This is a genomic window from Acinetobacter sp. WA-87 (genome assembly GCF_039938935.1).
Classification (GTDB): Bacteria; Pseudomonadota; Gammaproteobacteria; order Pseudomonadales; family Moraxellaceae; genus Acinetobacter; species Acinetobacter seifertii.
The window spans coordinates 1-23,134 of sequence record NZ_JBDUVF010000009.1; the positions used below are offsets into that span (position 1 = coordinate 1).

The window sequence follows — 23,134 nt, forward strand, 5'->3', positions numbered from 1 at the left end:
CCAAACACCCCGGTCTCGAAAGAAACCGGGGTGTTGCTTTATATGCGTGATAAAAAAATAAAGATAAAAAACATCTCTAAAAGAACATTTGTACGGTTGCCCTGCTTCAGAGATATAGTGTCTTAATTCAATTAAATTGCCTTGTAATAAAAAAACATTTCATAATATTCCAATATTTGCTTAATCTATAAATAGTTAAACTTGAGTTTTCATCTATGCAGTTCAAAATTATCGCAGCCCAAGATCTAGATAAAAATCAACGTCATCAGATTGCTGAGTTATGTTTTTCTGCTTTTGATGAAGATCCATGGAGCCAATATGCTTTCATGCAAAAAGCGATTCATGTTGTTGGTATATTGGACAATCAAATTGTCTCACATGCTTTATGGACGGACAGAGCTTTTACCATAAATGGTAGTTCCGATGTAAAAACAGCTTATGTAGAGTATGTGACCACTGATTACACGATGAGAGGTCAGGGGCTTGCATCACAATTATTAAAATATTTAGTTGAAGCATTAACGGACTTGGAATATGAACTTGCTGCATTACAACCGGAAGATGAAGCATTTTATAAAAAATTAGGTTGGACTACTTGGTGGGGGGATTTATACATCAAACAAGATACATCTACTTATCTAACCGATGACTATGAAATTATGCTATATCCTTTGAGTATCCATATGAAAGATCTACTATCACACCGTTCAGAGGACGATAGTATTTGCGCAGAATGGCGAGAGGGTGAGGTTTGGTAGTTCTTATGATCTGATAAATTCATTTTTTTTATTCTGTCTAAACTAGGTGTAGTTGTCTTTTTTTATATTACTTAACTTTTTCTACTTTCCTGTTTATTAGACAAGCCTATAATGATTCAGAATCATTCCAACTCTAATAAGGATATAACATGTCTACTGACCAGCAATTTCCAATTCCCAACAATTTAGGTATCGCGGTATATTCCAATAATGCCGAAGCTATTGGTAATACACCTTTAGTACGTATTAACCGTTTGATTAAAACGGGCGCAACCGTATTAGCAAAAGTGGAAAGCCGTAACCCTGCATTTTCTGTGAAATGCCGCATCGGAGCGGCACTTATTGCAGATGCAGAGAAACGCGGTGTATTAAAAGAAGGTATGCACATTGTTGAGCCAACCAGTGGTAACACTGGTATTGCATTGGCATTTGTTGCTGCGGCAAAAGGTTATCCAATTACTCTAACTATGCCTGCAAGTATGAGCCTTGAGCGCAGAAAAGTACTAAAAGCTTTAGGTGCTAATTTGGTATTAACTGAACCCGCAAAAGGAATGAAAGGTGCAGTTGATGAGGCTGTACGATTAGCAACTGAACAGCCAGATCTTTATTTCTTGCCACAACAATTTGAAAACCCAGCGAATCCACAAATTCATGTAGACACAACTGGTCCTGAAATTTGGCAAGCTACAGGTGGGCAAGTCGATATTTTAGTTGCGGGCGTCGGTACTGGCGGTACGATTACAGGTATTTCTCGTTATTTTGAACAGGTTCAAAATAAGCCATTGTACTCAGTAGCAGTTGAACCTGCTGAGTCTCCAATTATTACTCAAACTAAAAATGGTGAGAACATTACACCTGCACCGCATAAAATTCAGGGAATTGGTGCGAACTTTATTCCAAAGAATCTTGATTTGGACCTTGTGGATGAAGTCTTACCAGTGACTAGCGAAGAAGCAATTCAATGGGCGAGAAACTGTGCAACCCAAGAAGGTATTTTAGTGGGTATTTCAAGTGGAGCTGCATTGGCAGCCGCTGCTAAAATTGCAGAGCGTCCTGAAAATGCTGGTAAAACCATTGTTGTTATTCTGCCAGATAGTGGCGAACGTTATCTATCTTCTGTGTTATTTGAAGGTTTATTTGACGAATAAAATTAACCGCATAAAAAAGCCCATCCATTGATGGGCTTTTGTTTAAGTTTTTTTATAGAGCACTTTTTAAGTTTTTTTATAGAGCACTTTTTAAATTTTTTTGATGATGCTTAATAGATCGGGCATATTTTTTCGCTTTGTGACGGGTCCAGAAGCTTCGCTCATATCCTGTTGGCCCAACATTATAATAGGCTGTAGCTTTGAACCAGCTATCTGCGGTTTGATAGTAATGATTTAAAATATAAGCACCACATTGGATATTTGTAGATTCATCATACAAATTACCAGCACAAGTTTGTTGCCAATAGCTTGGAATAATTTGAGTTAAACCAACAGCCCCTGTTGGAGAACGGGCATTACTATTGTAGTTCGACTCTTGTCTGATGACTGCCGCGAGTAAAAGGGGAGGAACATTATATTTGTCAGCACTTTGAATAATCATAGGAGACAATCGATTCGCTGTACTCGGTGGAACGGAATAAGCTTTTTGTAAACCAGATGATAGCTTATTTGAACGCCAAGTAAATGAGCCACTATTAGGGCCTAAGCTTGTACATCCTGTCATTATGATCATCAAGAAAATTATGAAAAATTTGAGAGTAAGGATGTGTAATTGTGATGGTTCAAAACGATTTTGGGTTAAAGATGAGGTAAGCAAAATACAAAACCAATCATGAAGTTTCAAATGAAATAATCGTATTTAGCCGTACTTATCGGATCAATATTAGTTCTGTTGCTCAGCACATCTAAAAAGTAAGAATTTTGTATAAGTGAAATGAAAAAACCCCGACATCCTGTCGAGGCTCCTTCGTATTCAGCTTTATGTAGCTAACTCCTGTCAACTACCGCTTCCTGCGTTCTTATTCTTCTTCAATGAGACATCCTGTCTCTCTATGATTCATATATTATGAAATAATACTAAAGCTGAATATCCGCAAATCACCGCAATTTTTGTACGTTTTAACTTACAGATCAACTTTCTTAAATACGATGTCGACTAGTTTCTGGGCGATAGGAGCACAAATCAATACACTTGGAAAAGCTAATATCCATGCAATAATCCAAGCCGATACCCACAATGAAACGAAGTGATGATTTAGTCCTACTACTTTAAAAGTTGAAACACCTGAAACGATAAAAGACATCATTCCCGATAAAATGAAGAGGAATAAAAGTTTCTGTGCTTTCATGGTTTTATATTCCTTGATAAGCACTTAAGGTCAATGCAAAATTTTCTCCAAATTGTTGAGCAGTTTTAATATCTCCTTCATCAAACCTATTGGCATTACTGCCATGTTCAGCCTGAGCCATTAAGCCTGACCATGAACCGAGACGGTTGGCTGCTTGAGTATAAGGAATACCTTGGTGTTGCTCAGGCATAATTGGGTTACCGATCCAGAGCATGCCGTGTTGCATACAAAAGGTAAAAATTGAAATTAGTGTCGATTGTTTATCACCAGCGGGAAGGGAAGATACGGTAAAACCAGCTGCCAGTTTTCCTTTAAAGTTTTGCTTCTTCCATAATGGACCCGTTGCATCCATGAGTTGTTTTAACTTGGAAGACACACCACCTAAATATGTAGGAGATCCCCAAATTAAACCATCATATTTGAAAAGAATTTCTGGAGTGTTGATAAGATCTTCAGCATTAAGCAAATCTACTTCAATATCTTGATGACTCAAAATGCCAGTTTGAATTTGCTGAGCGATAAATTGGGTATGCCCTTGGTGACTATAGTAAATAATGGCAACAGTTTTCATGGATAGTTTCCTTCTTATCTAAATTTGAAATAGTTTTGCAGTGAGATATAAGCCACAACCAAAAACACTATGATTCATCAAACTTTTTAGACAGTTCAAAAAAGGATGAGGTGTTTTTGATGAAGCAAAACCACTACCTATGGCGGGTTGCATAATAAAAAAAGGGATGAGAACGGTGACTACACCAAATACTAGTGCTGAGAAAAACTGAGGATGACTAAGCCAAGTTGAGCCAACAATGAAAAGAAAGCTAAATGAAAAGATTAGCCCGACACTATAGTGAGCAACCCAACCTAAAAAAAATTCACCCTTAATTTGAGGGCTTTTTGCAATAGATTGATGGATGAGTTTTCCTTGAAATATCCAGCCTACCCAGCGTCCGAGAAAGGCAAAATTTAAGGTCGGAATCTTAAATATTTTTAGTATTAACAGCCATATATCCATAATGAATGTTGCACCAATACCAAGACATAAAGCTTGAAAGAACAATGTGGAGGTATTCATTTTTACACCTTGCTTTTATACGTATGAAACGTGATAAATTTATTGTGCAAGTTCAAGTTCACTTGAAGTCAAGAGGATGTTATGGATATTGGTGAAGTTTCTAAGAAGGCAAAAGTCACAACGGCTACACTACGTTTTTATGAAGAAAAGGGGTTAATTAAGTCGATTGGGCGGCAAGGTTTACGTCGGCAATATGGTAAGCAGGTGCTTGATCAACTGGCACTCATTGCTTTAGGACGTGCTGCGGGTTTTTCTTTAAATGAGATCGCTACAATGTTTGGGCAAGATGGTGAGCCTGATCTTGATCGTCAGAAACTAAAAGATAAAGCTGAACAACTAGAGCAAATGGCAAAGCGATTACATTTTATTAGTCAAGGATTACAACATGCTGCTGTATGTCCTGCTGAAAATCATATGGAATGCACAACTTTTCAGAACTTTTTAAAAGCAGCAATTGCTGGAGAATATCAGCCAACGAAACTTTAATTCTTTTGATGAAATCATTTAGTTTGTGTTTGTATTGAACAGTTGAGTTTGTCATATTTTCGCCATAAAGATTTCATCTTTTTGAAGCAAAAACTTCATATAAGCTTGATTAAATTTGCTTAATTTTTTACCAAATGTATAAAATCATGAGCAAAAAAACTTTAGTCGCATTATTATGCTGCGCCAGTTTAGGATTGTCGGCATGTAACGATGACAACGACCAAGAACAAACCTCACCTACAGAAAACGTTACCGAACCAACTTTAATTTCTTTTGCCAAATTGCCTGTAGAAACCTATGCTGCTGGCCCAGACTCTGGTGCATATGTAAAAGGTGCAAACGGAATTTATCCTCCATTTAAAGGCCAGCCTGTACAAGGTTTTTCGGCTGCATTAAAAAATGAAGATGGTAGCTATATGGCAATGGCCGATAATGGCTTTGGTACACAAGATAATTCAGCAGACTTTTTGCTTCGTATTTATAAATTAAAACCTGATTTCAAAACTAAAACCAAAGGTACAGGGCAGGTTACTGTACAAAGCTTTATTCAATTGCGTGATCCAAACAAGTTAATTCCTTTTAATATTGTGAATGGTAACACGCCTGAGCGTCTATTAACGGGTGCTGATTTTGACCCAGAGTCAATGCAACGTACTAGCGATGGCACTTATTGGATTGGGGATGAGTTTGGACCTTATTTACTTCATTTTTCAGCCGATGGTGTGTTACTAGATGCACCTATCGCTTTACCAAATCCATTAAATCCGACCCAAGAATTACGTTCACCACAAAATCAGTTTAATAAAGCACAAATTAATTTTGTGGAGCCTTTGGTTCAGCAAAGTGGTGGTTTTGAAGGAATGGCAATTTCACCAGATGGGCAGTATCTTTACCCGCTTATAGAAAAGCCAATTAAATCAATTCGGGAAACGGAAAGACAGTTGCTGATTTCTCAATTCGACATTAAGAAAAAAGCGTATACAGGGAAATATTATTGGTTCCAATTAGACAGCAAGGCAACCAATATTGGTGACTTCCAACTCTTTAATGATAAAGGAGGCATTATTATTGAGCGTGATGCGACTCAGAATAATTTAGGCGGATATAAAAAATTAATCCGTATTAAATTGAATGAGTCAGGTCAGCTAGTAAGCCGTGAAGATTTAGTCGATTTAATTAAAATTGCTAACCCGAATATGTTGTATGGAACAGCTAGAGCAGGGGATATTGGTACGGGACAAGTTTTTGCCTTCCCGTTTGAAACCATTGAAGATGTGATTATTGAAAATGGCACAACGCTCACGGTACTAAATGACAATAACTTCCCTGGTTCAACAGGACGCAACGCAAAACTGGCTGATGATAACGAGATTATTCAAATTCGTTTACCAAAAGCTTTGTTCTAGTACCTATAAATAAATTATGTTAAGACTACGGCGGATTTTATTCCGTCGTATTTATTCTGAGAATAAAAATATTGGATAAACTTTAATCAAATTAATTTCTATATTATTGTTTTCGTATGTTTTATAAACAAGGAAAATGAATGAAATTCATGTTAAAATGATCGGCTTTCATCTTTAGATGTCTCTCCTTCATCTGCTAGCCGAGATTCGCAAGCCATGTCTACCGCTTATACTATGCAAACTGCGCCAAAAGCGCTGTTTGATTACGACAAATATTGGGCGTCGTGTTTTGAACCAGCGCCATTTTTGCCGATGTCACGAGAAGAAATGGACCAACTCGGCTGGGATGCATGTGACTTTATTTTAGTCTGTGGCGATGCTTATATTGACCACCCATCATTTGTTTCGGGTGTGATTGGCCGTGTACTTGAAGCACAAGGTTTCCGTGTTGGTATTATTGCACAGCCAGACTGGACCAATGTTGAAAGCTTCCGCGTTTTAGGTAAGCCAACGATTGCTTGGGGTGTAACCGCAGGTAATATGGATTCGATGATTAACCGTTATACGGCAGATCGTAAAATCCGTTCAGATGATGCATATTCTCCAAACAATGAGCCAAATAAACGTCCTGACCGTGCTGCAACAGTATATTGCCAGCGTTGTCGTGAAGCTTTCCCAGATGTACCAGTGTTATTAGGTGGTATTGAAGGAAGTTTACGTCGTATTGCACACTATGATTATTGGTCAGATAAAGTCCGTCGTTCGATTCTGATGGACTCAAAAGCCGATTTGCTGATGTATGGTAATGGTGAGCGTGCCATTATTGATGTGATGCATCGTTTGGCTAAAGGTGAAAAAATCCACGAGATTACAGATGTTCGTGGTACGGCATTTATTATTAATAAACACAACAAAGCATCAAAAGCGAAGTTTGTTGAAGTTGCGAGTAATGATGTAGATACAGTTGGGCGTGTTGACCCAATTATTAATCCATATGTCATGACAGAAGATATTGATGGCTGTGAGGTTGAAAAAGAAAAGGGTAACTCTTTAGCTCAGTACCAAAATTTCCAAAAAGAGATTGTTGCAAATCCGATTGTACGTGAAGGCGACAAACTCGATGACGATACTCAAATTGTTCAATTAAAGCCAGCACCGTCAAAAGCAATTAAACACAAATTACCACCACGAGAGTTGGCAGTAATTCGCTTGCCTTCTTTTGAAGAAGTGGCAAATGATCAAGTGCTTTACGCACATGCAAACCGTATTTTGCACCTTGAAACCAACCCTGGTAATGCCCGTGCTTTGGTTCAACGCCATGGTGAGCGTGATGTGTGGATTAATCCACCTCCCATTCCTCTGACTACTGAGGAAATGGACTATGTGTTTGATTTACCTTATGCACGTTTGCCACATCCTACTTATGGTGATGCGCGCTTCCCTGCATTTGATATGATCAAATTCTCGGTCAATATTATGCGTGGCTGTTTTGGTGGTTGTACATTCTGTTCAATTACAGAACATGAAGGTCGTATTATTCAAAACCGTTCGGAAGATTCGATCTTACGTGAGATTGAAAAAATTCGTGATACGGCACCAAACTTCACCGGCATTATTTCAGACTTAGGTGGCCCAACAGCAAACATGTACCGTTTGCACTGTAAAGACCCAGAAATTGAGAAGAACTGTCGTAAACCTTCTTGTGTTTATCCGGGCGTTTGTCAAAACTTACATACCGATCACGCGCCGTTAGTGCAGCTTTACCGTAAAGCACGTGCAATTAAAGGTGTGAAGAAGATTCTGATTGGTTCAGGTTTACGTTATGACCTTGCAGTATTGAACCCTGAATATGTCAAAGAGCTGGTGCAACACCACGTGGGTGGTTATTTAAAAATTGCGCCTGAACATACCGAGCAAGGCCCGTTATCTAAGATGATGAAACCGGGTATTGGTACATATGATCGTTTCAAACAAATGTTTGACCGTTTCAGTAAAGAAGCAGGAAAAGAGCAGTATCTAATTCCTTACTTTATTGCTGCGCATCCGGGTACTTCAGATTATGACATGATGCACCTTGCTATTTGGTTGAAAAAGAATGGTTTCCGTGCCGATCAGGTACAGACGTTCTATCCATCACCAATGGCAACTGCAACCACCATGTATTATTCGGGCAAGAACCCACTTGCTAAAGTTGCTCGTTATACTGAAAAAGTTGATATTGTAAAAGGTGAGAAACGCCGTCGTCTGCATAAAGCATTCTTGCGTTACCATGATCCAAACAACTGGCCATTACTTCGTGAAGCCTTAAAAGAAATGGGCCGTGCCGATTTGATTGGTAATTCAAAGCAGCATTTAATTCCGACTTATCAGCCAAAAGGTACTGAAGGGGAATATAAATCTGCCCGTAAGAAAAACTCGTCTACGGCAGGGGATTCGGTTAAACGAAATAACCAGCAAACGAGTAGTCATTCAAATCAGAAGCGTCCACAAAAAGGTCAGGTACTAACGCAACATACGGGTTTGCCTCCTCGTGAAACAGGTGAGAAGAGACCATTTGGTGGGAAAAGTAAACCAAAGTCAAAAGCACGTGGATAATGATAAAAAAGGCTCTTAAATAGAGCCTTTTTTGTTTTTCATGAGGTTATTTAAATCGTATAGTGAGATTTTTGCAGATTTAAAGTACAAAAAACGTAACGAATAATGATAAATATCCAAAATCTGACGAGCTGCACTTGATTGTTGTTGACTCTATGATTATAAATAATGTTGAGGGTGGCTAAATTTAAGCCAAGCTTGATAACTACAAGTGAAATTACTAAGTGAACCTTTTAAAAAACGGCTGTGTCGTTATCAATTAAAACAAAGCGTGATCTAGCAAAATCATTATAAAAAACTTAAAGGATTAGACCCATGTACTATTTAATTACGATCTTACTACTCTTTTTGACTGTCATTATGGCGGCGAAAAGCCTCTCAAGAAAACACCAACAAGACAGTGCTTTAAAGCGCCGTGCTGTATTAAGTAGTCATGAGCAAATGACTCTTACTCGTTTACAAACGGTATTTCCTAAATTTACTGTATTAGCTCATGTCTCATTTGATGCTTTATTAACAACTAAATATGCTCACACCCGTCGAAAATATCAAAATATGACGGCTGACTTTGTGGTACTTGATCAAAATTACCAAGTTTTTGTGGTGGTTATGCTTGAAGAAAATGGTTTACGCCGTGCACATCAGCAGTATGAACGCCGTTTATTACAACTTGCTGGTTACCGTGTACTACGCTACAGCAGTGTACCTGATTATAATGATTTAAGAAGAGATTTATTGACCCCTGAATCAGAGATGGCAACTTTACATGCCACGCCGCAGTTAGAGCGAATCTCAAATGCTTTTGTGAAGTCTTAACAAGTAGACATTATAAAATTTTGATTTTAGGGTTTATTAAAGACGATATGAATAAAATGCTGATATTAGAATTTTTTGAACTATAAAAAATGAGCAATATTACTGTAAATATTGCTCATTTTTTTATTGATTAAAACCAATAAGAACTATGGAAGTACCGCAACGACAGTCATTTCTACTAGTACGTCAGGTGCGTAAAGTTTAGACTCCACACAAGTACGAGCAGGTGGATTTTCTTTGCTAATCCATGCATCCCATACAGCATTCATGGCTGCATAGTCTGTTTCAATATCTTTTAGAAAAATCATGACTGAAAGAATATGACTTTTGTCTGTACCAGCTTCAGCAAGTAAGCGATCAATATTGTCTAAAGTTTGTTGAGTCTGTGCCGTAATGTCTACACTGGTGTCATCAGCGAGTTGGCCTGCTAAATGGACTAAATTACCTGAAATCGCAACTTCACAGTAGCGTGAAGTCACGTGTAAACGCTTTACAGACATAACCTTTACCTTATTTAGAAACAATAGAAATGATTGTACTTGATACAATTCTAACGCAGTATAAATTTGGTTAAATTAGGCAGAAAAAGATTCTATTTCCATTAATTTACGCTGTTTAAAAATAAGAATAGAGTGATATTGTGGGCAAATAATAATATTACCTAGATTTAAAAATTGGATTTGGGTTTGTCGAAGCTGATTCAAGCAAGTTGCAATTGAACTCTGGTTTGGACACAATTTTTTGAGTTGGCTTAAAGCTGATTTGGTCTGTTGGTGCATAGTACAATCCTCATTTTACTATAAAAATTGAGCGAGGATTTGATCTCGCCCGATAGATTTAGATGCGCTGTTGTTCGGACTGATACCAATTAACATGGCGTGTGATGTACATGACACATGCAATTAGTATGAACGAAAGAATAGAGCCAAAAAGGAAGGTCTTGCCGCTGGATTGTAGTAGTAAATACATCATTCCATAAAGGATGCTTAGTAAAACACCAAATAGCAGAGCAGCTTTAAAACCCTGAACAACGAAGTATAAATACCAAGTAATTAAACCAATACAGGCAACTGCTGCAGCGAGATAGGCTAGTACAAAAGCATAATATTCACTTATAGATAGGAGCAAAACAAAGAATATACCTTGTGCCATAGCTACCAGAGCGTACTGAACAGGATGAATTTTAAGATTTTTCAAAACCTCAAATAAGAAGAAGCAACCAAAGGTAATAATGATCACCATGATGCCATATTTGATGGCACGATCCGTTTGAGTATAAATATTTACAGGTTCTAAAAATTGCGTAGAAATACCTGAAATGTTGTTTGAAGTTGCATTTGAAACAGCATAGGCAGCTTCAGCACTTATCGGATTGTTTTGAGTATTTAAAGCTTGATAAAAGCATTGACTGTTTTCACAAGTCGAAAGTCGATCTAGATTGCGTTTACCTAAAGCAATATTTTTCCAGTCAGCTTCAAAAAATTGTTTTTTATTCAGTTTCTTAAAAGGCAAACTTTGACCATCGTATTTAACATCCCCCCAATTGCCTTTAGCTTGATAGGTCATCTCGTAACTAGTTGGAACAAAGGAAAATTCGCTTAAACCTTCTAAATCAAATTGCAGACTAAAACTAAAACCTTGTTGTAATTTTGGGATTAGATCTGGATATTGCTTGCTTGTGATATGAAGAAGATCAAAGCCATGTTGACCTTGGCTTTGAGTAGAAAAGTCAAATTTATAATTTTTTCCATCAATATTAAATATTGGTTTAGCATTTAGACCGCGTGCATCTTGAATAGGAAAAATGATTTCAGCTTGATCCCAAAGATAGTTGCGTTGTGATTCAAGCATTGTGCCTTTAAATACACCTTTACCTAACATGTGATTTTGATAGCTAATTGCTTTATACATATTGCGTTTGTAGGTGCTATCAGAAACTTTAAATTGAGCTTTCCAGTCAGTTGTTTCCGCACCTATGGTGACAAATAATGTTTGTATACATGCGTAAGTTTTCTTTTGCTCATCGGTACATATGGTTTGAACTTGATAAGGTAGTTTTAAATATGGTGCGACCACTTGTTGTGGGCGAATTTGTTCTTTTGCAATGTCTTGAATTACTTGTTGTTGATAGCTTTGGCGTTCATCTACCAAATTTGAAATAAAAAAGAGGCCAATATAAAAAATTAAAATTAAGAATAAGATCGCTCCTATTTTAAGATTAATAGAGTTTCTACGCATGATGGATTCCATTGTCATTCTGATATGACAAGTCTGTCGAATGGATATGCGTTCTAAATGAGTTGTAGTTGAAGCTTATGTGAAGTTTTGATGAAGTAAAATTTTTACCAATACTCCTGATCTGTGCTGTTCTAAAAAATCCAGATAATTTTCAGGGATATTTTGAATCGTGATGTGACCTTGGTGCTGTTGAATAATTTGCTGCACAATACTTAGACCGATACCTGTACTTCGTTGCTGGTTATGCGGACGTGGCAATGAAAAATAGGTTTCGTAGATACGATTTAAAGCATATTCAGGAATAGCTTCACCTTCATTGAATAGCAGAATTTCAAGACAATTCGTGATGCTGTTTTTCCGAAGTTGGATGGCGATAAGGCCATACTCAGAACAAAAGTCTCTTGCATTATCTAAGAGATTATTGATGGCTTGTTTAAGCCAAAAGGGATCAGCATAAATTGTGCAATCTTCAGGGAGATTCAGCTTTATTTGGATTTGTTTAATTTGAAAAGTACTGTGTTGTTGTATCAAACAATCTCGAATCAATTTTGATAAATCAATATTTTGAAACTCTAAAACATGCTGATTCTTCTCTAAACGTGTGAGCAGCAGCATACGTTCAATTAAAGATTGTAAGCGGTGACTTTGCTCAACAATATGTATAGCAAATTGTTGTTGATCTTCTAAGGGCAGATCATCTTGTAATAGTTCTGCACTGGCTTGAATCGCCGTGAGTGGACTTTTCAACTCATGGGTTAAAGTGTTGACATAATTTTCGACATAAGCACGATCTTCAAGTTGCTCGCGCATTTCACTTAATGCCTGTGTTACTTGGTTGAGCTCTTTGGCAGAATAGAAAAAAGGAGCTTGATTGACAGGTGCTAGTGCTTGAGCATAACGACGCACTTTATCAATACTGTGTCTTAACCAATACGCCACAATGCTTGCGAGTAATAAACTCAGTGTAGCGATCCATAATGCTTGATGAATCAGTTGACGTTCTGCACGTGTGATATACGGTTGCACGGATTGATTTGGTTTACCAATGCTGACTACACCTATTAATTGCTGATTGTAGATAATCGGCGCAGCAATATACATCACACTGCTGTTTCGGTCATAAGGAGTAGTTGAAGTAGAACGTGCACCGTACTTACCTTGTAGGGTTAAATAAACATCATTCCATTTTGAATAATCTTGTCCAATGGCTTGACCTTCTGAGTCATAGATTACTATGCCATGCTGATCTGTTATATAAAGTTGTTGATTAATTTCATCTTTTTTATGCTGCCAAATTGTGGCATTCAGTTGGCGAGATAATGCTGCTTGAATTTTTTGATCAAATTCGGGCGTACTAACTTGTTTTTGCGCTACATCTTCGGCAATCAGTTGGGCAATAATATTGGCATTTTCAGCAAGCGTATCTTCAACTACTTGACGGACATTTGGTTTGACCTGTTGATTCAACGTATAGGCAATAAAACTCAGACTCAGTACCACCACTAAGCTAAAGAAAAACCAAATACGGATGAAGATGGACATTGATTAATCCAACTTCACTAGACTATATCCAAATCCTCGATGAGTCCGAATGGGATCATCATTTTGGGTAATTTGTTTTAGTTTTTGCCTTAAACTTTTGATATGCGTATCGACTGTGCGTTCTAAACTATGTTCAGGATGTTCCCAAATATGATCCATTAATTGTTGACGGCTAAAGACTTGTTCAGGATGCTGAATTAGTAAAAATAACAATCGATATTCATAACGTGTCAGTTGTAGTAATTTTCCATGGTATTGGATTTGCAGAGATTGTGGATTGCACGACCATATCGAGGAGGAAGTAATTATTTCCGCCTGAGAGACTGGATTTTGATTTGAATTACTTGCTATAGGCACTTCCATTCTACGCCAAATGGCTTTAATTCTAGCCACAATTTCCCGCGCACTAAAAGGTTTTGTACAATAATCATCTGCGCCAATTTCTAGACCGACAACTCGGTCAATTTCATCATCTCGTGCAGTAAGAAATAATAAAGGTGTTTGAGATTTTTGGCGTAGTTGTTTGCAGACTTCGAAACCATTGAGATCAGGTAAACCTACATCCAAAATAATAAAATCAAAAACTTGTTCTGAAAGATATTGTAATGCTTGAGTCCCCGTATTTGCCCAACTGACTCTCCAGCCTTCACGTTCAAGTGCATAACGTAGAGGAAGGACAATAGCCGCTTCATCTTCAATACATAGAATTTGTTTTGGACTCATCATGATTAACTAATTAATATATTCTAATTTTATTGAGTTAGTTTAACGGAAGATGCTGTAGAGAAAAGCCATTATATTAATTTTTATAATTTTTTATAAGACAGAGGGCACATTTGTGCCCTGTAATATTCGGATTTGGTCGTCACGCCAATCACAGGACGATATGCCTAAAGTAAAGGTTGCTTTGGCATGTTGCAAATACATGGGTAATGAATATGCGCTAATTAGATTACTGTAATTTTTGATCAAAAGGTAACTGTTTTTGTCTAAAACTTGTTCTTTTGAATAAAAAAACATCAATTATAATAATGAAAGTTGGAAGTCGTCAGCTTTGGTCTGTAACTGATAAACACCAATCCCAATAAGACGAAATTGAAAATTTTCGGGAATATGCATTTCATTTAAAAGTAAGAATAAAACTTGAATCAAATCTTGTTGAGAATGGATTGGAGTTTTAAAACTTTTACTGTGTTGTAAAGTCTGAAAATTTTTAAGTTTGAGTTTAATATTTACACCACGCGCATGGAGTTGTTTTTTCTCTAAACTTTGCCAGACTTTTTCGGCTAAGCCATGCCAATAAGGTTGGCACTGAGTTAGGGTTAAATCACTATCAAATGTAGTTTCTTTCGAAATTTGTTGACGAGCACGTTCAGCTTGAACAGGGCGGTTATCAATACCTTGGGCGTATAAATAAAGCTGTTGCCCATATTTCCCAAAGTGATGAACTAAAACCGCTTCTTCAATTTTTTGCAAGTCGCCTAGTGTGTGCAATTCAAGCTGTTGGAGTTTTTCTTGGGTAACTTTGCCCACGCCAGGAATCTTTTTTAGCGGAAGGTCTTGAATAAAAGTAGCAACTTGAGATGGTTTTATTACACATAAACCATTCGGTTTATTCCAGTCAGACGCGACTTTTGCCAAAAATTTATTTGGTGCTACACCAGCCGAGGCAGTCAGTCCTGTTAGTCTAAAAATATCTTCCCGAATATGCATAGCCACTTCGGTTGCACTCGCGATTTGTTTTAAATTCTCAGTGACATCTAAATATGCTTCATCAAGCGATAAAGGTTCAATCAGAAGAGTATACTGCTGAAAGATTGAATGGATTTGAGCCGAGACTGTACGATATTTTTCAAAATTAGGTTCGATAATAACAACTTGAGGGCATAGTTTTCTTGCTTGGCTCATAGACATGGCAGAGCGTAAACCGAATTCACGGGCAGGATAAGAAGCTGCCGCAATTACAGCGCGCGGATGATGTGAAGAGATAACGACAGGAAGATGCTTTAGATCAGGACGCTCTCGCAATTCGACCGATGCATAAAAGGCATCCATATCGATATGAATGATTTTGCGCATATTATTGTGCTTTCACGACGCCTTGTTGCTGTAAAAATTGATGCCACTCTTTGACTGAACCCTCATAAACATTTAAGTCTACTGGCTTTTTCATACCTTCAATTTTACCTTGATTACTATGCTGCCAAAAGAGCCATTTTCTTTTGTCTTTCAGTTCAGGTTTTCCTTCATAATCTCTAACCCAAAGCGGCGTATTAGGGAAATTTCCTATTAACACAATATGGTAAAAAGTTTTGGAGATATAAAAGATAGGTTGTTTGCCATAATGCTGTTTTAAGCGGTCATGCATAATGCCTATTTCTTTAAGTAATTGTTCTTTGGTGTGCGCATTAATACAGTTGCCGTCATATTCCAGATCGATAACAGGAGGAAGGGCATCAGCTTTGTTGGGTACGGTTGCAATAAAATTTTCAGCTTGTGTTTTGCCATCACGACATAGACGATAAAAATGATAAGCCCCTACATGAAATCCATGTTCGCGTGCTTTTAACCAGTTTTCTTGAAATTTTGGATCTTTATAATCACCACCTTCAGTCGCTTTTAAATAGACGAACTGGAATTTTTGGGGTGATATTTTTTTCCAGTTAATCTCTTCTTGATGATGAGAAATATCAAAGCCTTGAACTGGATAATCTTGAGCAATTGCTTTTTGTTGATAGAACAGACCGAAGTAAGTGAGAACCCCCATGACACAAGCTAAAACAATACCGATTATGGTGTTGTAGCGTGGTGCAGAAAAGGTTTTTGCCAGCTTGGTCATGCAAAACTCAGTATCAAGATGAAGCTCACATGATACCGTGATTTACGAGCGAGAAACCATGCTAAAAATGCAACTGCTTACACAGGTGTATTTTTTGGAATTTGCCAAAATATAAGCGCAGTAATGACGTTAATACAGCCTAAACAGACCAGAGTGACATGAAACGCTGTTGTCACATGGGCTGTACCATAGTAATTGGTAAATACATTAATGAGTGTACCTGCCAATGCAACACCGATACTCATAGAAAGCATCATAATCATTGATAGGAAACTATTCCCACTACTTGCATCTTGTTGAGGCAAGTCTTTTAAAGTCAGCGTATTCATTCCAACAAATTGTAATGAGTTTAATGTACCAAACAAGAAAAAGTGTAGGGTCCTAAACCAAGTAGGCGTGTCGACCGTCATAATCGCAAAAGACGCAATACATAGTCCCACTAATGTGGTGTTAATTAATAGAAAGCGGCGATAACCCATTTTCTGAATAATAGGTCTAACAATCGGCTTAGAAAAAAGTGAACCTAGCACTAGTGGAATCATCATTAAACCTGCAATAAATGGTTCAAACCCAAAAGCCACTTGCAACATGAGTGGTATGACGAAAGGTAAAGCGTTACCACCAAAGCGAGCGAAGAAATTACCTAAAATCCCAATTGCGAAAATTTTATTTTTAAATAATCGACTACGGAATAATGCATTTTGATGAGTATGGGAATGATAGGCATACCAAAGCGTTGCAATTATTCCAACTATTAATAAAGAAATACTGAACCATTTGGAATATTCAGGAGAGGCAAGATGTTCAATACCTAAAGACCAGCCAATCATTGCAATCACCAAGAGCACAAACCCCATAAGATCAAAGGTTTTAACCGTAGGTTCTTTTACATTTGGCATGACCTTTAATGTCATTAATATACCGAGTACACCCATTGGAATATTAATAAGAAAAATCCAGTGCCAAGTTGCCACTTCAACTAACCAGCCCCCTAATGTTGGGCCTGCGAGAGGGCCAAGTAAACCCGCCAGACTCATGAGGCTCATAGCAGCTAGAAATTGGGTTCGGGGAATAATTTTTAACAGTGATAAACGACCAACTGGAAGTAATAGTGCTCCTCCCACACCCTGAATGACACGGAAAAATAAAAGTTCATTCAGATTTTGAGACAGCCCACACCCCAAAGAAGCTAAAGTAAAAATAATAATTGCTGATAAAAATGTATTTCTAACGCCAAACCGATCGGCTAACCATCCACTTAAAGGAATGCAGGCAGCAACCGACAAAACATAAGCCACCACCACGCTATGCATACGTAATGGGTCTTCATTTAAATGGTGTGCCATTGCAGGAATAGCAGTATTTACAATTGTGGTATCTAATGCCTGCATAAAAAAGCCAATAGACACCAAAAGTACGAGTAAGCGATATTCAGGTTGCAAGGCTTGGTGAGTCGGCGTGGCATTCATAACATTTGAAAGTTAACGTTTTGGTCTAGTTTAAAACAAATTGAAAGTAAAAAAAGTAAGACAATGTTGAGTACCCCTTTACTAAATCTAATTGCTCTTGAAGGCAACGGTGAAAATAGTGAAAACAAAAAAAGCGGAAGAACCGCTTTTTTATTGGGAGAGGAGAGTTTACACAACAAATCTTTTTGGCATTTTTAAGTTTCGGATGACGTTGTAAATTTGATCGATTTCTTCACATACAATTAATTTTGCTCGGTGTTGAAGGGGAAGAAAACCTTCTTGAACCGCATGATCTAGCTGGGCAATTAATGGATTATAAAAACCATTTACGTTATATAAAATCATGGGTTTTTGGTGCTGATTGAGTTGGCCCCAAGTCGCAATTTCCAAAATTTCTTCGAATGTTCCTAAACCACCAGGTAATGCAATGAATGCACTTGCACGCTCTGCCATCATGGCTTTACGCTCATGCATGGTTTCGACCACATGCAATTCGGTTAGTCCTGCATGTGCGACTTCATAATCAAGCATAAATTCAGGAATGACACCTACAGCTTCTCCACCATGTGCAAGCACACTTTCTGCAACTTGGCCCATTAAACCAATGCTGGCACCGCCGTAGACTAAACCAAAACCTTGTTCCGCTATTCCGCTGGCTAATTCAATTGCCTTTTCTCGATAAATCGACTTATTTCCTGCTCGTGAGCCACAATATAATGCAATAAGAGGTTGTGTTGTTTTTACAGATGTTATTGGTGAATCGTTTACTGCCATTGTTAATACGCTATTCATTGCTTTATTTTCACCTTATCACGTTCATATTTCTTGTCTACACTAAGCAAAAAATATGACAACTTTATAAGCAGTTTTATAGGAAAGACCCATGTTTTGTATGGGTTTGGTGAATACATATAATGATCAAATAAAAATGATGAATTTATGTTAAATCTTGCCTATACTGAAAATTCGTTTAACAACATATGAACAAATATGGGTAGTGGTTGTAGTCGCTCCGTTTTAATTTCTTGTCCTAAAAAAACATTATTCCCCCTTTGTCTAGGTACGCCTGTTGCGTTGCCCAATAAAGATAAAATTCACCCAGCACAGGAGCAGGATCAATGATCTTTGAATGGATGTCTGATCCGTCTGCTTGGGTAGGCTTAGCTACATTAATTGTTCTTGAAATCGTACTAGGGATCGATAACCTCGTCTTTATTGCTATTTTGGCTGAAAAATTACCGCCAGAACAACGTACTAAGGCACGTATAGTGGGTTTAATACTCGCTTTGGGAATGCGTCTTGTCCTCTTGGCTTCAATTGCTTGGGTTGTGACACTCACCCAACCGCTTTTCCATATTTTTGATCATCCATTCTCTGGTCGTGATTTGATTTTATTATTCGGTGGTGTGTTTTTGTTATTTAAAGGCACCATGGAATTGCATGAGCGAATGGAAGGTAAACAGCTTCATAAAGAAGATAATCCAGTCCATGCCGCGTTCTGGATGGTTATTGTCCAGATTGTTGTGCTTGATGCCGTATTCTCATTAGACAGCGTAATTACTGCGGTGGGTATGGTCAAAGAGCTGTCAGTGATGATGGTTGCTGTTGTGATTGCTGTGGGTATCATGTTGTGGGCTTCGAGACCACTCATGGACTTTGTAAATAAGCACCCAACAGTCGTTATTCTGTGTCTTGGCTTCTTAATGATGATTGGTTTCTCTTTGGTGGTGGAAGGTTTTGGTTTCCATATTCCGAAGGGTTACTTATATGCTGCGATTGGTTTCTCGATTTTAGTCGAAATGATCAACCAAACCATGCGCCGCAATCAAGAAAAGCTAGTCACTACTACAGATTTACGTTATCGCACAGCATCTGCAGTTTTACGCATGTTAGGCAGTAAAAATAGCAGTTCTACTTCCGATGCTCAAACGGCTGATAACGAAGATGTATTAGCTACACAAGCTTTTGCCGATGAAGTTTTTGACGAAGAAAACGGTGTTTACCACAGTGTGCTTGTACAAGGTGTACTTGGGTTATCTGAACGTCCAGTAAAGTCGGTGATGACTCCACGACCTGAACTTGAATGGATTGATTTAGACGACGAACCGGAAGTTTTGAAAGAACGTTTAATGTCGATGACACATTCACGTTTAATTGTTGCTCGTGGTGAACTTGATAATATTGAAGGTATCGCGCTTACGCATAAAGTTTTAAATAACTTTATTGAAACGGGTGTTGTCGATTTCCAAAAGCACTTACGTGAACCAGTTATTGTGCATGAAAATGCTCAAGTGCTTATGGTGATGGAGCAATTACGTCAGGCTCCTTTACAAATGGCCATTGTTCTAAATGAATATGGTTCAATTGAAGGTATTGCGACACCAATTGATATTTTAGAAGCTATTGCAGGTGAGTTCCCTGATGAAGACGAACTAGATGCAGCAGCTGAAAGCTTAGAAGATGGTTCTTTAATACTTGAAGGTTCAACCGATATTCGCCACGTATCTCTTTTACTTGGTCGTGACTTGGTAGATGAAAGTGAACAATATTCTACTTTGTCGGGTTATTTGTTATTCCATTTAGGTCGTTTACCTGAAAATGGTGAAACTGTGGAAGCGGATGGTTATCGCTTTGAAGTTGTAACTATGGAAGGTCACAAGATCGAGAAAGTTCATATTGTTTCTATCGAGCAAGATGAATCAAAAGATTAATTTTTAATACAATTAAAGAGTTATTTTGCCATACAGCCTCATAAGGTGATTTAGACTCGATTAAGTTTGATTAGGCAAACCTCCTTACTTTTCAAAGATGAAAAGTAACAAAAATCTTTGTTGGTCAGAGGGTACATTCCTGTAACCCCTGACCAACAGGCGACATCCATGTCGCCGTCCATCTAGCCAAAATTTGGTAAATCTTTTTTCTGAGAAACTTAATGACAGAACAAATTTGTCCATGCGGAAAGGGCAGTTATGCAGAATGTTGTGAGCCTTTACATTTAGGTACAGCAAAAGCCCTGACAGCGGAGCAGCTTATGCGTTCCCGCTATAGTGCTTTTGCATTACAACAAATTGATTATATTGTTCAAACCACAGCATTAGGACAGCAAGCTGCGCTTGATAAAGAGGCAATCCGTGACTGGAGCAAACAAAATCAATGGTTGAGTTTGGACGTCATCCAAGCCAAAGAAAAGTTGGATAAGACTCATGCACAGGTGGAGTTCAAGGCTCATTATCATGATGGAAAAAGTGCTCAAATCCACCATGAAGTTTCACATTTTGTGTATCAACAGCAGCAATGGTTTTTCCTTGATCCAACGGTCGATATGCAAGTCACTATGAAACAGCCTTGTATCTGCGGTTCAGGAAAAAAATTTAAACAATGCTGTGCACAATTCCTATAAGTTTATCTTAAAATACGCCCACCGTTTGGCCTGAAGGAAAGGGCAATGTTACTCACCGTTATTTATATTATTGCGATTACTGCCGAAGCTATGACTGGAGCATTGTCTGCTGGGCGACGGAGTATGGACTGGTTCGGTGTTGTACTGATTGCCTGTGTAACAGCTTTGGGTGGTGGTTCTGTACGTGATGTACTACTTGGGCACTATCCTTTAACGTGGGTGAAGCATCCTGAATATTTAGTTTTAACGTGTTGCGCTGCCTTTGTTACCATCATTATTGCTAAATGGATGCGCCATTTACATAACATTTTCTTGGTACTTGATGCTTTAGGTTTGATTGGCTTTACCATTATTGGTTGTCAGATTGCCTTACAAATGGGGCATGGTTTTGTCGTTTCAGCCGTAGCAGGTGTTTTGACTGGGGTTTCGGGTGGTATTTTACGTGATATTTTATGTAACGATGTGCCATTTGTTTTCCGCCGTGAACTCTACGCGAGTATTTCTTTTGTGGCAGTGATCTGTTATTGGGTCTGTCAGGATATAGGATTAAGTCTAGAGTTAACTGTTATTTCGACCCTAATTTTCGGCTTTACCTTACGTTTGATTGCCATTTATTTTGGTTTGGAAATGCCTAAATTTATTTATAAAGATGATGATGCAGAGTCGGCTTCTTCTACCGACGAACATTAATCATTCAGAACTTGATGTGGGCATGATATAACAATTCTATATATGGTCTTGCTCACTTAATCTTTCCAGTAGAGTTAATCCTATGGATCTGGTTTCACGTATACAAAATCTCCCAATCGGCAAATTTCACTACACGCTTTTATGGGTAGTAGGGTTGGGATGGATGTTTGATGCGATGGATACCGGCATTATTGCTTTTATTATGACAACCCTTGTTAAAGACTGGTCATTAACACCGGCTGAAAGCGGTTGGATTGTCAGTATCGGCTTTGTGGGCATGGCTATCGGTGCAGTTTGTTCTGGTGCCTTAGCAGATCGTTTTGGCCGTAAAACGGTATTTGCGATTACGATGGCCATTTATAGTATTGCTACAGCTTTATGTGCTTTTGCTCCTGATCTAAAGTGGCTATTAATTTTTCGGTTTATTGTGGGGCTTGGACTAGGTGGTCAGTTACCTGTAGCAGTCACACTGGTCAGTGAATATGTTCCTGCTCATGTTCGTGGCCGATTTATTGTTCTGCTTGAAAGTTTTTGGGGACTAGGTTGGCTGGTTGCAGCGCTCATTTCTTATTTTATTATTCCTAAATTTGGCTGGTATATTGCTTTTCTTATGGGCGGCCTACCACTTCTTTATATTTTAGTGATTTGGAAAAAAGTCCCTGAGTCGATACCTTACCTGATTAACCGTGGTCGTATTGAAGAGGCGCATGCACTGGTACAAAAACTAGAAGCCGAAGCATGCGTGCAAATAGTTCACCATATTGAAGTCGTACCTGTGGCGATGCGACAAAAAGTTTCATTTAAACAGCTCTGGAGTGGTCAATTTGCTCGTAGAAGTTTAATGCTCTGGCTGATCTGGTTTGGAATTGTTTATTCCTATTACGGGATCTTTACTTGGTTACCAAGTCTATTGGTGAAACAAGGCTACGATGTTGTTAAATCATTTGAATATGTATTGCTTATGATTTTGGCGCAGCTACCGGGCTACTTAGCTGCTGCTTGGTTTGTTGAACGCTTAGGTCGAAAAATTACACTCGCGGCATTTATCGGTTTTTGTGCCTTATCTGCATATTTCTTTGGACAAGCCGACAGCGTAAATAGCATTATGTTTTGGGGTTGTCTCATGTCATTCTTTAATTTGGGTGCATGGGGAGTGTTATATACCTATACGCCAGAACAATATCCGGCCAATATTCGTGCTTTTGGTTCGGGTTGGGCATCGGCAATGGGGCGTATTGGTGGCATTGTAGCGCCAATGGTCGTGACTCATATGATGGTTGCTAAAAACGGGTTTAATCACGTTTTTATGATGTTTACTGTTGTTTTACTTGCTGTGGCATTGGTTATTTTGATATTAGGTGAAGAGACTCAAGGTAAAAGACTAGAGTCGATCGGGCTATAGTTTTGCCTAACTTTATAGCAAGTAACTAAAAATATAGAGAGATAAGACATAATTTGACGCTCAGGTGACAGAGTCCCTCT

The 23,134-nt window shown here is 38.2% G+C and carries 23 protein-coding genes and 1 pseudogene; 11 read left to right on the forward strand and 13 right to left on the reverse strand.

All coding sequences use genetic code 11. The features are described 5' to 3' along the window. Window positions 1-215: 215 nt before the first annotated feature. Both ABFY81_RS17900 and cysK read left to right on the forward strand, forming a co-directional pair. A complete protein-coding gene (locus ABFY81_RS17900; protein WP_347914318.1) occupies window positions 216-758 on the forward strand; it encodes a GNAT family N-acetyltransferase in 543 nt (180 codons plus the stop codon). A gap of 149 nt (window positions 759-907) precedes the next feature. After that, on the forward strand, window positions 908-1,906 hold the full coding sequence (cysK, locus tag ABFY81_RS17905) for a cysteine synthase A (RefSeq protein WP_347914319.1): 999 nt from the start codon (window positions 908-910) through the stop codon (window positions 1,904-1,906). A gap of 76 nt (window positions 1,907-1,982) precedes the next feature. Here the strand turns inward: cysK and ABFY81_RS17910 are convergent, their stop codons facing one another. The 4 genes from ABFY81_RS17910 to ABFY81_RS17925 all read right to left on the reverse strand — a co-directional run bounded on the left by ABFY81_RS17910 (window position 1,983) and on the right by ABFY81_RS17925 (window position 4,171). Continuing rightward, complete coding sequence (locus tag ABFY81_RS17910; RefSeq protein ID WP_347914320.1) at window positions 1,983-2,591, reverse strand: transglycosylase SLT domain-containing protein; 609 nt, start codon at window positions 2,589-2,591, stop codon at window positions 1,983-1,985. Between the two features lie 280 nt (window positions 2,592-2,871). After that, complete coding sequence (locus ABFY81_RS17915) at window positions 2,872-3,096, reverse strand: DUF2798 domain-containing protein (protein ID WP_151741292.1); 225 nt, start codon at window positions 3,094-3,096, stop codon at window positions 2,872-2,874. A gap of 4 nt (window positions 3,097-3,100) precedes the next feature. Further along, window positions 3,101-3,667 carry a flavodoxin family protein gene (locus ABFY81_RS17920; RefSeq protein WP_347914321.1) on the reverse strand — a complete coding sequence of 189 codons (567 nt, stop codon included), beginning with the start codon at window positions 3,665-3,667 and terminating at the stop codon, window positions 3,101-3,103. Window positions 3,668-3,685: 18 nt separating this feature from the next. Then, window positions 3,686-4,171, reverse strand: a complete 486-nt coding sequence (locus ABFY81_RS17925; protein WP_347914322.1) for a DUF2938 domain-containing protein — start codon at window positions 4,169-4,171, stop codon at window positions 3,686-3,688. Window positions 4,172-4,252: 81 nt separating this feature from the next. Here ABFY81_RS17925 and ABFY81_RS17930 point away from each other — a divergent pair, with 81 nt between their 5' ends. The 4 genes from ABFY81_RS17930 to ABFY81_RS17945 all read left to right on the forward strand — a co-directional run bounded on the left by ABFY81_RS17930 (window position 4,253) and on the right by ABFY81_RS17945 (window position 9,474). Beyond that, window positions 4,253-4,657 carry a helix-turn-helix domain-containing protein gene (locus ABFY81_RS17930; RefSeq protein WP_347914323.1) on the forward strand — a complete coding sequence of 135 codons (405 nt, stop codon included), beginning with the start codon at window positions 4,253-4,255 and terminating at the stop codon, window positions 4,655-4,657. A 146-nt stretch (window positions 4,658-4,803) separates the two neighbouring features. Further along, window positions 4,804-6,063 carry an esterase-like activity of phytase family protein gene (locus ABFY81_RS17935; RefSeq protein WP_347914325.1) on the forward strand — a complete coding sequence of 420 codons (1,260 nt, stop codon included), beginning with the start codon at window positions 4,804-4,806 and terminating at the stop codon, window positions 6,061-6,063. 216 nt (window positions 6,064-6,279) lie between these two features. After that, window positions 6,280-8,658: a YgiQ family radical SAM protein gene (locus ABFY81_RS17940; RefSeq protein WP_068932715.1), complete on the forward strand. Its 2,379-nt coding sequence runs from the start codon at window positions 6,280-6,282 to the stop codon at window positions 8,656-8,658. A 315-nt stretch (window positions 8,659-8,973) separates the two neighbouring features. Beyond that, window positions 8,974-9,474 (forward strand): DUF2726 domain-containing protein, encoded by a 501-nt coding sequence (locus ABFY81_RS17945; RefSeq protein WP_004699315.1) that lies wholly within the window; start codon window positions 8,974-8,976, stop codon window positions 9,472-9,474. Between the two features lie 146 nt (window positions 9,475-9,620). Here ABFY81_RS17945 and ABFY81_RS17950 read toward each other — a convergent pair whose 3' ends face one another. The 5 genes from ABFY81_RS17950 to creB all read right to left on the reverse strand — a co-directional run bounded on the left by ABFY81_RS17950 (window position 9,621) and on the right by creB (window position 13,980). Beyond that, on the reverse strand, window positions 9,621-9,974 hold the full coding sequence (locus ABFY81_RS17950; protein ID WP_077165266.1) for a RidA family protein: 354 nt from the start codon (window positions 9,972-9,974) through the stop codon (window positions 9,621-9,623). 75 nt (window positions 9,975-10,049) lie between these two features. After that, window positions 10,050-10,253 carry a hypothetical protein gene (locus ABFY81_RS17955; RefSeq protein ID WP_077165265.1) on the reverse strand — a complete coding sequence of 68 codons (204 nt, stop codon included), beginning with the start codon at window positions 10,251-10,253 and terminating at the stop codon, window positions 10,050-10,052. A 58-nt stretch (window positions 10,254-10,311) separates the two neighbouring features. After that, the gene (creD, locus tag ABFY81_RS17960; RefSeq protein ID WP_134263487.1) at window positions 10,312-11,712 is read right to left on the reverse strand and encodes a cell envelope integrity protein CreD; all 1,401 of its coding nucleotides are present in this window, start codon (window positions 11,710-11,712) and stop codon (window positions 10,312-10,314) included. Between the two features lie 75 nt (window positions 11,713-11,787). Then, complete coding sequence (gene creC / locus ABFY81_RS17965) at window positions 11,788-13,254, reverse strand: two-component system sensor histidine kinase CreC (protein WP_134263486.1); 1,467 nt, start codon at window positions 13,252-13,254, stop codon at window positions 11,788-11,790. Window positions 13,255-13,257: 3 nt separating this feature from the next. Beyond that, window positions 13,258-13,980, reverse strand: a complete 723-nt coding sequence (creB, locus tag ABFY81_RS17970; RefSeq protein ID WP_134263485.1) for a two-component system response regulator CreB — start codon at window positions 13,978-13,980, stop codon at window positions 13,258-13,260. A 176-nt stretch (window positions 13,981-14,156) separates the two neighbouring features. On the opposite strand from creB, the pseudogene ABFY81_RS17975 reads away from it, so the two are divergent. Beyond that, window positions 14,157-14,219: pseudogene (locus ABFY81_RS17975) on the forward strand (hypothetical protein); the annotation flags it as partial. Between the two features lie 58 nt (window positions 14,220-14,277). Here ABFY81_RS17975 and dinB read toward each other — a convergent pair. The 4 genes from dinB to ABFY81_RS17995 form a co-directional block, all read right to left on the reverse strand. Continuing rightward, a complete protein-coding gene (gene dinB / locus ABFY81_RS17980) occupies window positions 14,278-15,333 on the reverse strand; it encodes a DNA polymerase IV (RefSeq protein WP_019456983.1) in 1,056 nt (351 codons plus the stop codon). Between the two features lies 1 nt (window position 15,334). Further along, entirely contained in the window at window positions 15,335-16,093 is a 759-nt protein-coding gene (locus tag ABFY81_RS17985) for a GH25 family lysozyme (protein WP_347914326.1), read from the reverse strand. A gap of 77 nt (window positions 16,094-16,170) precedes the next feature. After that, window positions 16,171-17,562, reverse strand: coding sequence for a multidrug transporter subunit MdtD (gene mdtD, locus ABFY81_RS17990; protein ID WP_347914327.1), 1,392 nt, complete (start codon window positions 17,560-17,562; stop codon window positions 16,171-16,173). Window positions 17,563-17,730: 168 nt separating this feature from the next. After that, entirely contained in the window at window positions 17,731-18,354 is a 624-nt protein-coding gene (locus ABFY81_RS17995; RefSeq protein WP_068932707.1) for a TIGR00730 family Rossman fold protein, read from the reverse strand. A 326-nt stretch (window positions 18,355-18,680) separates the two neighbouring features. Here ABFY81_RS17995 and ABFY81_RS18000 point away from each other — a divergent pair, with 326 nt between their 5' ends. The 4 genes from ABFY81_RS18000 (at window position 18,681) to ABFY81_RS18015 (ending at window position 23,054) form a co-directional block, all read left to right on the forward strand. Beyond that, window positions 18,681-20,273 (forward strand): TerC family protein, encoded by a 1,593-nt coding sequence (locus tag ABFY81_RS18000; protein WP_039254279.1) that lies wholly within the window; start codon window positions 18,681-18,683, stop codon window positions 20,271-20,273. Window positions 20,274-20,494: 221 nt separating this feature from the next. After that, entirely contained in the window at window positions 20,495-20,962 is a 468-nt protein-coding gene (locus ABFY81_RS18005; protein ID WP_347914328.1) for a YchJ family protein, read from the forward strand. Window positions 20,963-21,007: 45 nt separating this feature from the next. Beyond that, window positions 21,008-21,652, forward strand: coding sequence for a trimeric intracellular cation channel family protein (locus tag ABFY81_RS18010; RefSeq protein WP_004699296.1), 645 nt, complete (start codon window positions 21,008-21,010; stop codon window positions 21,650-21,652). Between the two features lie 82 nt (window positions 21,653-21,734). Continuing rightward, the gene (locus ABFY81_RS18015) at window positions 21,735-23,054 is read left to right on the forward strand and encodes an MFS transporter (protein ID WP_347914329.1); all 1,320 of its coding nucleotides are present in this window, start codon (window positions 21,735-21,737) and stop codon (window positions 23,052-23,054) included. Window positions 23,055-23,134 lie beyond the last annotated feature (80 nt).

What these genes read in the sequence shown, in the direction of transcription:
- ABFY81_RS17955 (WP_077165265.1), bottom strand. Translation starts at nt 10,253, where the DNA reads ATGCACCAACAGACCAAATCAGCTTTAAGCCAACTCAAAAAATTGTGT.
- ABFY81_RS17930 (WP_347914323.1), top strand. Translation starts at nt 4,253, where the DNA reads ATGGATATTGGTGAAGTTTCTAAGAAGGCAAAAGTCACAACGGCTACA.
- ABFY81_RS17950 (WP_077165266.1), bottom strand. Translation starts at nt 9,974, where the DNA reads ATGTCTGTAAAGCGTTTACACGTGACTTCACGCTACTGTGAAGTTGCG.
- ABFY81_RS17995 (WP_068932707.1), bottom strand. Translation starts at nt 18,354, where the DNA reads ATGAATAGCGTATTAACAATGGCAGTAAACGATTCACCAATAACATCT.
- ABFY81_RS18015 (WP_347914329.1), top strand. Translation starts at nt 21,735, where the DNA reads ATGGATCTGGTTTCACGTATACAAAATCTCCCAATCGGCAAATTTCAC.
- ABFY81_RS18005 (WP_347914328.1), top strand. Translation starts at nt 20,495, where the DNA reads ATGACAGAACAAATTTGTCCATGCGGAAAGGGCAGTTATGCAGAATGT.
- ABFY81_RS17915 (WP_151741292.1), bottom strand. Translation starts at nt 3,096, where the DNA reads ATGAAAGCACAGAAACTTTTATTCCTCTTCATTTTATCGGGAATGATG.
- creB (WP_134263485.1), bottom strand. Translation starts at nt 13,980, where the DNA reads ATGATGAGTCCAAAACAAATTCTATGTATTGAAGATGAAGCGGCTATT.
- ABFY81_RS18010 (WP_004699296.1), top strand. Translation starts at nt 21,008, where the DNA reads ATGTTACTCACCGTTATTTATATTATTGCGATTACTGCCGAAGCTATG.
- ABFY81_RS17900 (WP_347914318.1), top strand. Translation starts at nt 216, where the DNA reads ATGCAGTTCAAAATTATCGCAGCCCAAGATCTAGATAAAAATCAACGT.
- ABFY81_RS17985 (WP_347914326.1), bottom strand. Translation starts at nt 16,093, where the DNA reads ATGACCAAGCTGGCAAAAACCTTTTCTGCACCACGCTACAACACCATA.
- ABFY81_RS17945 (WP_004699315.1), top strand. Translation starts at nt 8,974, where the DNA reads ATGTACTATTTAATTACGATCTTACTACTCTTTTTGACTGTCATTATG.
- ABFY81_RS17935 (WP_347914325.1), top strand. Translation starts at nt 4,804, where the DNA reads ATGAGCAAAAAAACTTTAGTCGCATTATTATGCTGCGCCAGTTTAGGA.
- creC (WP_134263486.1), bottom strand. Translation starts at nt 13,254, where the DNA reads ATGTCCATCTTCATCCGTATTTGGTTTTTCTTTAGCTTAGTGGTGGTA.
- creD (WP_134263487.1), bottom strand. Translation starts at nt 11,712, where the DNA reads ATGCGTAGAAACTCTATTAATCTTAAAATAGGAGCGATCTTATTCTTA.
- dinB (WP_019456983.1), bottom strand. Translation starts at nt 15,333, where the DNA reads ATGCGCAAAATCATTCATATCGATATGGATGCCTTTTATGCATCGGTC.
- mdtD (WP_347914327.1), bottom strand. Translation starts at nt 17,562, where the DNA reads ATGAATGCCACGCCGACTCACCAAGCCTTGCAACCTGAATATCGCTTA.
- ABFY81_RS18000 (WP_039254279.1), top strand. Translation starts at nt 18,681, where the DNA reads ATGATCTTTGAATGGATGTCTGATCCGTCTGCTTGGGTAGGCTTAGCT.
- ABFY81_RS17925 (WP_347914322.1), bottom strand. Translation starts at nt 4,171, where the DNA reads ATGAATACCTCCACATTGTTCTTTCAAGCTTTATGTCTTGGTATTGGT.
- cysK (WP_347914319.1), top strand. Translation starts at nt 908, where the DNA reads ATGTCTACTGACCAGCAATTTCCAATTCCCAACAATTTAGGTATCGCG.
- ABFY81_RS17920 (WP_347914321.1), bottom strand. Translation starts at nt 3,667, where the DNA reads ATGAAAACTGTTGCCATTATTTACTATAGTCACCAAGGGCATACCCAA.
- ABFY81_RS17940 (WP_068932715.1), top strand. Translation starts at nt 6,280, where the DNA reads ATGTCTACCGCTTATACTATGCAAACTGCGCCAAAAGCGCTGTTTGAT.